The 11,997-nt window shown below is 62.8% G+C and carries 13 protein-coding genes; 3 read left to right on the forward strand and 10 right to left on the reverse strand.

All coding sequences use genetic code 11. From position 1 onward, the window contains the following. Nucleotides 1-55 precede the first annotated feature (55 nt). Nucleotides 56-2,485: a cellulase family glycosylhydrolase gene (locus AC1D13_RS01690; protein WP_477688818.1), complete on the forward strand. Its 2,430-nt coding sequence runs from the start codon at nt 56-58 to the stop codon at nt 2,483-2,485. A 24-nt stretch (nt 2,486-2,509) separates the two neighbouring features. Here AC1D13_RS01690 and AC1D13_RS01695 read toward each other — a convergent pair whose 3' ends face one another. Beyond that, nucleotides 2,510-3,469, reverse strand: a complete 960-nt coding sequence (locus tag AC1D13_RS01695; protein WP_477688819.1) for a tripartite tricarboxylate transporter substrate binding protein — start codon at nt 3,467-3,469, stop codon at nt 2,510-2,512. 49 nt (nt 3,470-3,518) lie between these two features. Then, on the reverse strand, nt 3,519-4,745 hold the full coding sequence (argE, locus tag AC1D13_RS01700) for an acetylornithine deacetylase (RefSeq protein ID WP_477688820.1): 1,227 nt from the start codon (nt 4,743-4,745) through the stop codon (nt 3,519-3,521). A gap of 180 nt (nt 4,746-4,925) precedes the next feature. Between argE and AC1D13_RS01705 the strand changes: the two genes are divergently transcribed. Beyond that, nucleotides 4,926-5,435, forward strand: a complete 510-nt coding sequence (locus AC1D13_RS01705; protein WP_457279178.1) for a DUF1993 domain-containing protein — start codon at nt 4,926-4,928, stop codon at nt 5,433-5,435. Between the two features lie 63 nt (nt 5,436-5,498). On the opposite strand, the gene AC1D13_RS01710 is transcribed toward AC1D13_RS01705, so the two are convergent. After that, on the reverse strand, nt 5,499-6,020 hold the full coding sequence (locus tag AC1D13_RS01710) for a hypothetical protein (RefSeq protein ID WP_457279177.1): 522 nt from the start codon (nt 6,018-6,020) through the stop codon (nt 5,499-5,501). 182 nt (nt 6,021-6,202) lie between these two features. On the opposite strand from AC1D13_RS01710, the gene AC1D13_RS01715 reads away from it, so the two are divergent. Then, nucleotides 6,203-6,430, forward strand: a complete 228-nt coding sequence (locus tag AC1D13_RS01715; RefSeq protein WP_477688821.1) for a hypothetical protein — start codon at nt 6,203-6,205, stop codon at nt 6,428-6,430. Nucleotides 6,431-6,642: 212 nt separating this feature from the next. Here AC1D13_RS01715 and AC1D13_RS01720 read toward each other — a convergent pair whose 3' ends face one another. From AC1D13_RS01720 to AC1D13_RS01750, 7 genes are all read right to left on the reverse strand, one after another. Continuing rightward, the gene (locus AC1D13_RS01720; RefSeq protein ID WP_477666339.1) at nt 6,643-7,341 is read right to left on the reverse strand and encodes a hypothetical protein; all 699 of its coding nucleotides are present in this window, start codon (nt 7,339-7,341) and stop codon (nt 6,643-6,645) included. Between the two features lie 149 nt (nt 7,342-7,490). Further along, complete coding sequence (locus AC1D13_RS01725) at nt 7,491-8,540, reverse strand: class I SAM-dependent methyltransferase (RefSeq protein WP_477666340.1); 1,050 nt, start codon at nt 8,538-8,540, stop codon at nt 7,491-7,493. 220 nt (nt 8,541-8,760) lie between these two features. Further along, entirely contained in the window at nt 8,761-9,234 is a 474-nt protein-coding gene (locus tag AC1D13_RS01730) for a DUF4864 domain-containing protein (RefSeq protein ID WP_477688822.1), read from the reverse strand. Nucleotides 9,235-9,331: 97 nt separating this feature from the next. Then, nucleotides 9,332-10,222, reverse strand: a complete 891-nt coding sequence (locus AC1D13_RS01735; protein WP_477688823.1) for a PhzF family phenazine biosynthesis protein — start codon at nt 10,220-10,222, stop codon at nt 9,332-9,334. A 119-nt stretch (nt 10,223-10,341) separates the two neighbouring features. Further along, a complete protein-coding gene (locus AC1D13_RS01740) occupies nt 10,342-10,578 on the reverse strand; it encodes a hypothetical protein (RefSeq protein ID WP_457279171.1) in 237 nt (78 codons plus the stop codon). Between the two features lie 79 nt (nt 10,579-10,657). Continuing rightward, complete coding sequence (petA, locus tag AC1D13_RS01745) at nt 10,658-11,275, reverse strand: ubiquinol-cytochrome c reductase iron-sulfur subunit (RefSeq protein WP_477688824.1); 618 nt, start codon at nt 11,273-11,275, stop codon at nt 10,658-10,660. Between the two features lie 41 nt (nt 11,276-11,316). Continuing rightward, nucleotides 11,317-11,766: a carboxypeptidase-like regulatory domain-containing protein gene (locus AC1D13_RS01750; protein WP_477688825.1), complete on the reverse strand. Its 450-nt coding sequence runs from the start codon at nt 11,764-11,766 to the stop codon at nt 11,317-11,319. Nucleotides 11,767-11,997: the final 231 nt, after the last annotated feature.

The following is an 11,997-nucleotide window of genomic DNA, read 5'->3' on the forward strand; positions in this document are numbered from 1 at the left end:
AAGCCGCAATACGGGGTTTAACCTGAGGTCTTTGGACGAACAGGAGCGCACCCCGATGCATAGACGTGAATTTTCACAGGCCGCCGTGGCGGCGGGCGCGTTGGCCGCCTTTGGGCCTTTCATGACGGCCCGGCTTGCCCAGGCCGCAGCGCCTCTTGCTGCGGCCGGCTCGCCAACGATGGGGACCAATCTCTCCGGCATGGAATGGGCAAAAACCGGCTTGCGGCGTAACACGAGTTCTGCAACCAACATCCATTTCACCGTGCCGCGCAAGGCCGACGTGGATTATCTCGCCGCCTGCGGCTTCACCAAAAACAGGCTGCCCATTCAATGGGAGCTGCTGCAGCCCATGCTGCATGACACAGTGGCCAACGCTGCGGTCAAAGCGGCGATCGGCAATCCGGGTGTTTTCCACGCTGCGTATGAAGCCTATATCACCGGTGTGCTGGATGCCCATGCGGCGGCGGGTATGAAGTGCATCATCGACAACCATAACTACGGGCGCTACCAGGATTTCAAATTCCAGGCGGACGGCTCGGTGACCGGCCTGACCGTGCCGTCCGACCCGCTGCTGCGGCCCTACACCACCGATGCAAGCCAGGTGCAGGTGAGAATTTTTTCGCTGACCGCAGGCGCCACGCTCAAGCAATCCCAGTTTGCGGATTTCTGGGCGCGTGCCGCCACGAAGTGGAAGAGCCACCCTGGCTTCGGCGGCTATGGCCTCATGAACGAACCGCACGATTTGCCCAAGCCGGGTGGCCTTATCGCCTCGGATGAAGAAACCGTGAAGGGCGGTGAAGACCTGGCGATCATGGCGGCGTATTCACAAGCCGCCATCAATGCGATCCGGGCCATCGACCCCGTCAACCCCATTTATGTGGGCGGCAACCAGTACAGCGCGGCCATATCGCTGGGCACCAAGAACCCGGGCTTCCCGGTCACAGGCGCCAACCTCGTGTATGAAGTACACGTCTACCTTGATGCCTTCGGCAACGGTGCCTCTTTCGATTACGACACGGAAGTCGCCAAGAACTACAGCGCGGGTTTTGGTGTCGGCCCCATCAAGGCTTCCACGGGCATGGACCGCCTGAAGATTGCGGCCGACTGGGTACAGGCCCGGGGCGCGAAGCTGGCGCTCACCGAGATCGGCATGCCGATTGACGACACGCGGTGGCAAACCATGTTTGCCCAGGCCGTCAACTATGCGCGCCAGGTCAACTGCGAGGTCTATAGCTGGATGGGGGGCAACCACTGGCCCATCCACAACTACGCCATCAATCATGTGCCGGGCTGGCACCAGAACCGCACGCTCGAGCCGCTGGTCTCGGGGCCGATGAAGGCTGCGGTGGGTATTGTGCAGGCCACCGTGTACGACGACGGTCCTGGCTATTCACCTGCCGGTGCACCGCTGACGTTTACGGTGTATGCCCGCGGCAATCTGGCGCAACCCGTGACGCTGATGGTGGCCTCCAACAACGGAGGCACGTTGAGCAAGTCCAGCCTTGTCATTCCTGCGGGCGCCAACGGCCAGGACACCTTTACCTTCACGCCGGCAGCCAATCGGGTGGCTACGCTGACCTATACCAGCGGCGGCCAGCTGTCGGGCCAGGTGCCGCCGCCGCGCAAGGTGTTCTCGCTGACCGATCCGGTGGCCTACGCTGCCACCAGCCTGGCCGATGCCGCGCTGGCCATCATCGCGAAATACAACGCCTGCAAATGGGACATGACCCACGGCTACACCGACTACCTGCTGGGTGCGCCCGCCGCGGCCGGGCAGGCGGTGCGCGCGGTGTCGGATTCGGGTTACGGCTCCAGCCCCGGCAATGCCATGGAGATGATCAACTGGATCAACAGGGACGGCCCCAACATGGGCACGATGGCGCCGCCGGTGATGCGCGTCAACGCTGGCGGCAAAAAGTATTCGGACCACAGTGTTTACGACACGGCGGGCTTCTGGTGCAAAAAATCAGTGCCAATGGCCGGCATCCAGCCCAATCCGAAAAACCGCGTGCCCTACAACATTGAAGATCCCCATTTCGCCATTGCCGCGGTCAGTGTTCCGGGGCCCACCAATACCGGCGTGGTTTTCCAGGCCTCAAAGACCGAGACGCTCTACACCTCGGACCTGGGTTTCACCAACAGCCAGCCGTATGCCAAATGGGTGGACTCAGCGGGGCAGACCGTGCAGCTGACCAGCGTCACGAAACTCACTGCGGGTGTGCCTGCCGTGATGGCGCTTACCTCTGCACCCGGTGCGCAGAGGCTGCGTATCAATTCGGTGCAGGCAGGCACCGCCAGTGCCACGCTGGCGCCGGGTGTGTGCAGCCAGATGCTGATCGGCTGGGGTTATCTCAGCTACTACCCGCGCGGCAGTTTCAGGGGACACATTTACGCCGTCATCGCGGGCAAGGGCGCCCCCACCGTGGCCGAGCTGGCCGTGCTGGAAAAATACCTGGCCTCCGTGGCCGGCGTCACGCTGGCATAGGCCAGCGGTGAAGTATTGCCGGCGCTATTCGACCTTGGCGCCCGATGCCTTCACGACCTCGGCCATGCGCTTGTAGTCCACTGCCAGCAGTTTGGCAAAGTCGGCGTTGCTCAACGCCAGGGGTTCGATGCCCTGCTTGTCCAGGCGCTCAAGGATGACGGGGTCCTTGAGCAGTTTGGCGATGGCCGCGTTGACACGGTTGACGTCGGCTGCAGGTGTACCGGCAGGGCCCAGCAGGCCAAACCACGAGTCAAACTGGTAGCCCGGCAAGCCGCTTTCGGCAATGGTGGGGACTTCAGGCAGGTATCTGGAACGCTTGGGTGATGTCACACTGATCAGCCGGATGCGGCTGTCTTTGGCGAAAGCCAGCGCGCCTATGCTGGCGGCAATCACGGCCTGTGCGCGGCCCGAGATCACTTCATTGATGGCTTCGCCCGTGGCTTTGAGCGGCACATGCACCACGTCGATGCCAGCCAGGCCGTTGAAATACGCCATGGAAAGATGCGTGGCGCTGCCAACGCCGGCTGTCGCGTAGTTCATCTTGCCCGGGTTGGCCTTGGCGTAGCGGATGTATTCGGCCGCGGTTTTGGCGGGCACCTCGGGGTGGATCATCAGCACATAGTCGGCCGTGCCGATATGCGCCATGGGCGTGAAGTCTTTTTGCGGGTCGTAGGCGAGTTTGGTGTAGAGCGTACCGGCGATGTTGTGGCTGGCGGCAGCCAGCACCATCGCACCGCTGTCGGGCGGGGACTTGGCGACATAACCCGTGCCCACGGTGCCGCCCGCGCCTGGACGGTTTTCCACAATCACGGTTTGGCCCAGTGCAAGGCCGAGCTCGGTGGAGATGGACCGGGCCAGGATGTCCTGCACGCCGCCCGGTGCAAAAGGCACCACGATGCGCGCGATTTTGGGGTTGGCCTGCGCCAGTGCGCTGCCTGCGGTCAGTGCCAGGCTGGTGCCCAGGAAATCTCTGCGTTGCATCATGTGTTCTTTCGGGTGAGGTAGGGGGTGCAGTGGTCAGTTCAGGACGGGCTCACGACGGATTTATGCAGAGCTCGTCGGCCAGGCGGCGCATGAAGCGCTCGCACCAGGCCAGTTGCTCCAGCGTGACCCATTCGTTCGGCTGGTGTGCCTGCGCGATATGGCCGGGGCCGCACACGATGGTCGGCACACCGGCCTGGTGGAACAACGCAGCTTCCGTGCCAAAGGAAACCTTGCCGGCGCCCGAGTTGGCATCCACATCCGCGCACCTGAAGCACAACTGGGCGATTTCGCTGTCGGCTTCCGTCGCAAAACCGGGCAGCACCGAATTGAGTTTGTGGGTGATGCCGGTGTCAGCCGCCACCGCCTGCATGGCCGGCACCAGGCTGTCGGCAAAAGCTCTGGCTTCGTTGAACAGTGCATCGGGCGAATTCATGTGATGGTGGCGGATCTCCCAGGTCACATCGCAGTCGCGCGGAATGATGTTGAGCGCGGTGCCGCCGGCAATCACCCCGGTGTGGATGGTGGTATGCGGCACGTCGTAGATCGGGTCAAACGGGCCTTCCTTGACCAGTCGCCTGTGCATGGTCTTGAGATGGGCGACAAACTCGCAGGCAATCTCTACCGCGTTCACGCCCAGCGGCGTGAGCGATGAATGCGCTTCAAAACCGCGCACCGACGTCTTGTAGGCATGCTTGCCCTTGTGCGCAATCACCACCTGCATGCCGGTGGGTTCGCCCACGATGCAGCCCGCAGGCTTGTAACCCTGCTCCACCATGTCTGCAATCAGGCGGCGCACGCCGATGCAGCCGACTTCCTCGTCATAGCTGAAGGCCAGGTGAACCGGGCGCTTGAGTTTGCGCTTGAGCAGTTCGGGCACCATCATGAGCGCGGTGGCGCCATAGCTTTTCATGTCGGTCACGCCGCGGCCGTAGAGCTTGCCGCCAATAATTTGCGCTGCGAACGGGTCGGTGTCCCAGGGCTGGCCGTCCACCGGCACCACGTCGGTATGGCCCGACAGCACGATACCGCCCACTTTGGTTTCGCCGTTTTCGGCGGGCAGGGTGGCCCACAGGTTGGCCTTCTTGCCGCTGTCGTCATAAGTGCGCCGGCATTCAATGCCCAGTGCCTCAAGCCGTGCCTGCGTCCAGTCAAGAAGGGGCAGGTTGCTGTCGCGCGAGACGGACGCGAAGGACACCCATTTTTCAATGATTGGCAGGGCGGCGAGGTCGGTGGCCTGCACGGCCTGGCGGGCGGCGGCGGGGAGAGGGGCGTTCATGGTGGGGCCTTTTGGGGAGGGCGGAAATTGGTATGACAGCATACTATTTTGCGAAGGGCTTCGCCGTCCCCGCAGGCCATTGCCGGGCTGCAAAGCGTTCCCGCCGCAATCCGGCGAGAATGCAGGGCGCCGCGCGCAGGGCGCGGCAGGCTATCTCCATTCCTTTACCGAAAGCTTTTCATGACCAGCAGCATCTACACCACGTCCATTCCCGTTTTCAAGCAGATGCTGGGTGGCCTCAAGGGCGTCCTGGCCAAGGCCGAAGCCCACGTTTCCGCCAAAAACATCGACCCGAATGCGCTGCTGCAGGCCCGCCTCTTCCCCGACATGTTCCCCTTGCTGCGCCAGGTGCAAGTGGCCAGCGATTTCGCCAAGAGCGTGTCGGCCCGGCTGGCCGGTGTGGAAGTGCCGAAGATCGAAGACAAGGAAACGACGTTTGCCGAACTGCAGGCGCGTATTGACACCATCCTCGCCTTCGTCGAAGGCCTGGACGTGGCGAAATTTGATGGGGCCGCCACGCGGGAGATCGTCACGCAAGCCGGCACGCCCAAGGAAAAGCGCTTTACCGGCCAGTCCTATTTGCTGAATTACGGCCTGCCGCATTTCTTTTTTCACACCACCACGGCATACGCCATCCTGCGCCACAACGGCGTGGAAGTCGGCAAAAAAGATTACATCGGCTCGTATTGAGCCCATCGCCCGCACCCGGGATGGGTGCCTGCTGCCGGGCCCCGGTGGCGCCCGGTGGTGCGCCTAGTGCGCCGGGCTTTGTGCCAGCGCGGGCGCTCCGGGCGCAGCCGGTTCCACGGGCGCACGTGGCGCGTAGCCGCTGCGCGGCCGGGTGGGGCTTTGCATCCAGATGGTCGGGTCGGGCATTTCCTGATGGGGGCAGCTGTCGCCGCCGTCCAGCTGCCATGAAATGCCGTGGAGCCAGTCACTGGCGCGCGGCTCAAAACGCATGATGTCCGCCATCAACACTTTCTGGAAAGCTGCCGCGTAGGTCAGCAGGCGCAGGTCCCACTGCTTCATGATGATGCGCAGGTACATGCCTTCGCCGCGTGTGGGGTTGGCGGTCAGCAACATCTGGCAGTCCAGCCAGTTCGACGGAATGCCCGCCCGCCGGGCGGTGTCCCGCAACAGCACCTGAATGAGCTGCTGCCGCACGCCGATGGTGGAGTGTTCGTCGCCGGGGACAGAGACTTCCGATTCAGGGTGGGTGGCGCTTGAGGCCGTTTTTGGCTGGCTTTTCAGTCCAAAGAGCTGTTGAAGTTTCATGAGGTGCCCGCATCGCGTTGCGGCGCCAGCTGTCTGACAAGAGGTATTTTTCGCTCTGTCTTTGGCTAACACCGCGTGTTACAAAGTGTTAACAATGTCGACGACTGGCGTCCGCAAGTCAAGCCGAGGGCTCTTTAAAAGCGGAATTTTTTCATGAAAACGCGGCCAAAGTGATGTGCTTCGTGAGTATTCAACCTGGACGCTACAGGCGAGAACTGGCCGCGGTTGGGATTTTCAATCGAAGACGCTGGCAGCGCCGGGAAGCCTGCGCTGGATTTGCACTTGGCAAACGTCAATTTTCATTAAATGTTTCTTTATGTAACGGATTGATGATTTTTGCCGGCGAAGAAGGGTATTGGCATGACGCGAATCCAGCCTGGCGCGATGCCCGCGCAACTGGACTTCAGTGACACGAAAGCGGGCCTGCATCGGGCCCATCTGGCATGTGTCCCGGCCTGCGCGAACATTTGAGCAAGCGTTGAGGGGGCGGCTGCTGTTCTTACGGGAAAAGAGCCTGCAGGCCAGACAGGACGAGCGCAAGCAGCTATTAAATCGATAGCGATACGACAGCCTTGCGCAGGTGCTTGTGGTTTAGCGGCGCGCGGTTGAACAGATGCGCGCGTTACTTTCCACCATTTCCGCCACCGTTGCCTCCGCCATTACCACCGCCGTGGCCGCCTCCATTGCCTCCGCCCTGACCTCCATTGCCGTTGCTGCCGCTTTTACCGGACTCTTTTCCGGTGCCCAGGCCCTTGCTGGAGGCATGGGCCGTGGCGACATTGCTGGCATGAACGGCATGGATGTTGTCGTTGGCTTTCTTGCCGCTCTTGGACGTGTGCGAAGCGCTCACGACGGCGCCTAGTTTCACGCCCATGCTGTTGGCAATCTGGCCCCAGCCAATGCCGTCGGCCTTCTGGGACAGCAACCCGCCCAGTGTGGCTGAGAGCTGTGAAGGCGTAGGGTTGGTAATGCCCTGTTTGGCCAGTGAAGTCTTGGCCAGCGCAAGCGCGATGTTGATGTTGCCGTAACCCATTTTTCCGGTGGCCGGCGAAAGGCTTGCGGCCGGCGCGGTGGCGTTGGGTCCGGTCGGGCTGGGGCTCAGCGAGATCGGTGTGCCCGTGCGCAGCCCCTCAACCAGCGACTCGGCGTTTTGGGGTGAGCCGGCAAACGCGCTGTAGCGGCTCGCCAGCCTTGCGCCTTCCGGATTCCCGGCCGTGGTGCTCACACCGGCGTCTGTTGTTTGTGCAGCGATGACAACACCGCCGGCCAGAAACATGGCAGTGGCCGTTGCGGCGATGGTGATGGTTTTTTTGATCAGCATGGGGTGCCTCGCTTTCTGAATCAACCCTGAAGCAGGCCGGACCGCGACATACGGTGCGACCTTTTTTTATCTTAAAGGCCGTGTGGCACCGCTCGACCGTCTTCCGGCGCCGTCCTACGGCCAAGCCCGCCAAAAATGAAGCCGCGGCGCTAGGCGCGCACAAAATAGATGAAGGTAGTGCCCGGAAAAATATGCCGGTAGACAGGCCGGGCAATGACCCGCGCCAGGTTTTTGGGCTGAAGCAGGCCCGAGGCGCTGTTGTACAGCCGATAGAGTTTGGGGCGCAGCGGTTTCAGGCCAAACTCTTTTCCGAAGGCGACGAGCGATTCATGGCTGAAAGCGTTGATGTGTTCGAGCGGGGCGATGGGCATCTGGTCGTCGGGCGACAGCGCGCCGAAATCTTTCCCCTGGCTGATCTTTTTCAGCGCGGCAGCCGCGTTGGGAACGCTGATCTTGATGACGCCGTCTCCTGACAGGGCATCGCGCAGTTTTTCGAGCACCAGCCTGGGCTCCGTCAGGTGTTCAAAGACCTGCTCCGTATTGATGAACCGGAACCTCCTGGCCGGCAGGTCGGCCAGGCCGACGACTCGCAGCCCCACGGATTTGCCGTGGCGGGCGCGTTCCTCGGAAAGCTCCACACCCCACACATTGCAGCCAAATCCCATGGCCATTTTTGACCAGTGCGCCCAGCCGAAGCCGAAGTCAAGCGCATCCAGCTCACCCGGCGGAAGCCCGAAGTATTGAATGATGAACTGGACCTGCTCGGCCAGGTAGCGGTATTCGTCCAGGCTGTAGTTGCGGTGCTCGCGGTCCAGCTCGGTGCCGGGAACCCAGTCGTTGTAGATCTCGCCGAGCAAGGGGTCGTCGGGCACCTGTTGCTGAAAGACCAGGCTGCAGCTGTTGCAGCGCGCCAGCGCATAGACGCCTGCGTCGGCAGTCCTTGACGCATGGCCTTCATAGTGCCTTGCAAGATAGGCCTGAACGCCCGCGCCGGCGTACGGTTCCTCGTAAACCACGGAGAGGGAAGCCGACAGGCAACCGGGACACCGCGTCCTGATCTTGAGGGCCGATTCACGCGGCTGCGTGGCACGCTGACGCTGTTGTGCATGGCGTGGCGCCTGCAGGTTTTCCCTGAGCGACGGCGAAGCCGGATCCCCCGGCAGACGCGGGAATTCAAGTGAGGTGGCGGGCATGTTCATGGGTTGAGTCCGGAATGCCGCAAACGCAGCAGCACCAAACACCTTAGCCTCCAGCAGGCAGGAGCGGGTAACCCTCTGTAAACCACGTATCGGTGCTCTTTGCCGCATACGCGTCCGGTTGGCGTGGCGTTTCAATGCGGGCCACGGCAATGGTGCCTGTCCCCGGGACGGCTCCCGCCTCTGGGAAAACCGTTATCAGCAGGCGCCGCGGACTGGCGTACTACGCCATACGGCCCTTGTTTTCGACCACCACGCACCCGGTGATGCGCCACGCTTTGTTGCTTTGCCGTTCGAGGCTGTAAACCGCCAGCCACGAAACACCGTTGGCATCGGCCATTTGCACCCGCTGGATCACCTGGTCGTTCTTGCCGTCGGGTTTCAGAAAGGCGACCGATGCCGGGCGGTATACCACCGGGTAATCGCGGCGCACCATCGCCATGAATCCCTGGGGTGTTCCGACGGCCTTCTGCACATTGGGGGCCGCAAAAGAAAACGCCTTGGCTGCGTCATCCTTTGCGAAGGCTGCCAGCTGGGCCTGCACCACGGTGCGCACCGTCTTCTCGTCAGCCGCGGTAAAGGGCGCTGCACTTGCCGGCAATGGCGTGCATACCAGCAACAGCGCCGCGCTGCCGGCAGCGAGCAGGCCGGCCATGCAGTTCAGCACACGGTTCAAATGGATCAGGCGGGCAGTCATAAAGCTAATCTTTCCTGGATTCGATGGCCGCAGCTGCCAAAGATGCTGGGGGTGCTGAAGGTACGCAAGCGGCGCGCCAACGGATGCCATCCATCCCTCAAATCAGCCGGCCGTGCGCCAGCACCACGACGCCGCCGCTGACAAGCATCTCGCCGGCTGCATTGACCTCTACCGTGATGCGGCTGGGGCGCCCGGCAAAACGCCCCTGCTTGAGCGTGATGACTTCGTTCACCTTCGCCGCGCCGTGGCGCAGCAGGTAGGCGCCCGCTGGCCCGGCGGCGCTTCCGGTGGCAATGTCTTCCACCTGCCCGGCGTTGTCCCAGGTGCGGCCTTCGCGCGCCGACACGTCCAGCACATAGGCAAATTTGGCGCCCACGGTGGCCAGCAGCGCCTCAAAGTCAGGGTGCACAATTTTTGCGCGCTCCAGGCCGCCGACCACGGGCACCAGCAGATAGGGCAGGCCGGTAGACACCACCTGCAGCGGAAAACGCACATCCAGCTGCGCCGGGCCCAGCCCGAATGCCGCGAGAAACGGCAGGCTGTCCGCGTGGCCGAGGGCTGCCTCGAAGCGGGCCACGCCCTGGTTCATGCTGGCGTCGTAAGTGCCCGGTGTGCCTTCTTTGCGTGTGGTGCTGATGGCAACTGCCCGTGTGCCCAGCATCAGCGTCCAGGCAGCAGAAGGCTGATGCCCCGCATGCAGGTGATGCAACAAACCTGCTGCGCCCAGCAGGGGGTGGCCGGCGAAGTCAAGCTCTTCCTCCATCGTAAAAATGCGCGCCTCGAAGCGGTTCCCGGGGCCGTCAGGCGTGAGGAAAATGCTCTCGAACTGCCGCATTTCGATGGTCAGGCGTTGCATCTGGCGCGCCGGCAAGGGGCTTTCGGGCAGAAACACCGACAGGCCGTTGCCGGCCAGCGCCTCGTGGGTAAACACGTCCACCTGGTAGTACTGCAGCCCCGACAAGGGCGGCATGGTTGTCATCACTGTCATGTGGCAATTCTCCTGCGGGGAATTATCGCGGTGCAGGTCATTGCGGCGGCATCCCGGCTTGCGGGCTGCCGTTTCTGTTTGGGATCCAGCGGCTTGCACCGCGGGATCGCCTGTGCGGTTTAAATCCCGAGCAGCTTCTTCGCGCCGCCCAGCGCCTTCATGGAGTCGTCGTGCTTGCCTTCCTTGTGAAACTTTTCGCCATCGGCGCGAAGCTCTTTCACCTTGGTCATGTCGGCGGGCGAGAGCTTGGGGTTGGTGGAGAGCTTGGCGTCGATCGCCTTCATCTCGTTGGGGCAGTTATGGGCAAACGCCAGGGACGAAGTGGCCAGGGCGACGGCGGCAATGATGAGCTTCATGTGAATCTCCAACCTGCGTCAGAAAATGCTGACGCCAGATGCTAGCAAAGCCTCTGCTGTGGCACAAGCCGCAGTGACACTAGCTTGTCTGGCCGATTTGCAGCTTGGTGGCGTCGATGAACTGGTATTCCGGGATGTCCAAGTTGGTCGGCGCCGGTACGTTCTTCACTACGCGGCCGGCAAGATCAAACCGGGAGCCGTGGCAGGGGCAAAAAAATCCACCGGGCGCGTGAAGCTCGGCATTCAGCGCGCTGTCGTCCAGGCGCAGGGTCGGTGAGCAGCCCAGGTGCGTGCACACCCCCACCGCCACCAGGATTTCGGGGCGCTCGGAGCGGGTCGCGTTGGCGCACGATTTCGGTTGCTCGGATCGCCTGGACTGCGGGTCTGCCAATGCCGCATTGGGCTGCTGCAGCGCGCGCACCATCTCCTCACTGCGGCGCATCAGCCAGACCGGTTTTCCGCGCCAGGCGACGGTGCGCAGCTCGCCTGTCGCCAATGTGGAAATATCGACAAGCACCGGACCGCCCTGGGCGCGTGCCACTTCAGAGGGCGCAAGGCTGGCCGCGAAGGGATAGGCCGCAGCCAGCAGCCCGGCGCCGGCGGCGATGCCGGTTGCGGCCGCCAGCAAGCTTCGCCGCTCGGCGTCCGGCAGGGTGCCGTCGTCTATCGCGTGGATCAGTTCGGTGACGCTGCGCATGATCTGATTTGAAACGTTAAATTGAGGCAGGCCCGGTGTGCTTACGGCGCGGCTTTATCGGCGCCCGCACCCCAGAGGAAGACCTCTCTGGAGGGTTTGCCTGCCCTCACGTCCACCTTCCTGCGCTGGGTCTGGCCGGCCAGCGTCGCCTCCACGGCATAACTGCCCGGTGCCAGCCGGGCCAGCAGGAAGGGGCCTTCCGACGTGGCCTGAAGCACTTCATTTCCCCGGGCATCGAGCACCCGCACCTTCACGTCGGCCGCGAAGTCGGCACGCTGCTTGTCCTTGATGGCAAATTCGAGTGTCAGCGGCCATTGCCCGCTGGCATTGCGGATCGCTGCGGATTCGTCGGCGCCGATGCCGCCGCTCAGGTATTCAACCGGGCCGCCGGTGCGCACCGGCGGCAAGGGGGCGCTTGCCTGGGCCAGTGCGCCGCCCGCCATAAGCGCACCGAGGACGGCCGAGGCGGCCTTGTGGGTCAGGGTTTTCATTTCAGCGTGCTCCTTCTGCAACGATGGGCAGCAAGTCGGCGCAGTGTGCTGCCTGGCACTGTGTTCATGCGGCCTGCCGATAGGTGCGAAGGCCTGGCCAGCTACCTTGTCATCACACCGTAGCAGGCTTTGTGCGCCAGGTGTTCAGCGCTGCCGGAAACCATTGTTCGCGGGTCAGCTTAGGCCGGTCTTAAAATCCCCGCTGGCATGCTTTGCAGCTTCAAGCCCGCA

It is taken from the genome of Polaromonas sp. P1_E12 (assembly GCF_056405975.1).

Bases quoted from the DNA above. Each gene is read 5' to 3' on its own strand.
- AC1D13_RS01690 (WP_477688818.1), top strand. From the start codon at position 56: ATGCATAGACGTGAATTTTCACAGGCCGCCGTGGCGGCGGGCGCGTTG.
- AC1D13_RS01740 (WP_457279171.1), bottom strand. From the start codon at position 10,578: ATGAAGCTCATCATTGCCGCCGTCGCCCTGGCCACTTCGTCCCTGGCG.
- AC1D13_RS01710 (WP_457279177.1), bottom strand. From the start codon at position 6,020: ATGAAACTTCAACAGCTCTTTGGACTGAAAAGCCAGCCAAAAACGGCC.
- AC1D13_RS01750 (WP_477688825.1), bottom strand. From the start codon at position 11,766: ATGAAAACCCTGACCCACAAGGCCGCCTCGGCCGTCCTCGGTGCGCTT.
- petA (WP_477688824.1), bottom strand. From the start codon at position 11,275: ATGCGCAGCGTCACCGAACTGATCCACGCGATAGACGACGGCACCCTG.
- AC1D13_RS01735 (WP_477688823.1), bottom strand. From the start codon at position 10,222: ATGACAGTGATGACAACCATGCCGCCCTTGTCGGGGCTGCAGTACTAC.
- AC1D13_RS01730 (WP_477688822.1), bottom strand. From the start codon at position 9,234: ATGACTGCCCGCCTGATCCATTTGAACCGTGTGCTGAACTGCATGGCC.
- AC1D13_RS01695 (WP_477688819.1), bottom strand. From the start codon at position 3,469: ATGATGCAACGCAGAGATTTCCTGGGCACCAGCCTGGCACTGACCGCA.
- AC1D13_RS01725 (WP_477666340.1), bottom strand. From the start codon at position 8,540: ATGAACATGCCCGCCACCTCACTTGAATTCCCGCGTCTGCCGGGGGAT.
- AC1D13_RS01720 (WP_477666339.1), bottom strand. From the start codon at position 7,341: ATGCTGATCAAAAAAACCATCACCATCGCCGCAACGGCCACTGCCATG.
- AC1D13_RS01705 (WP_457279178.1), top strand. From the start codon at position 4,926: ATGACCAGCAGCATCTACACCACGTCCATTCCCGTTTTCAAGCAGATG.
- argE (WP_477688820.1), bottom strand. From the start codon at position 4,745: ATGAACGCCCCTCTCCCCGCCGCCGCCCGCCAGGCCGTGCAGGCCACC.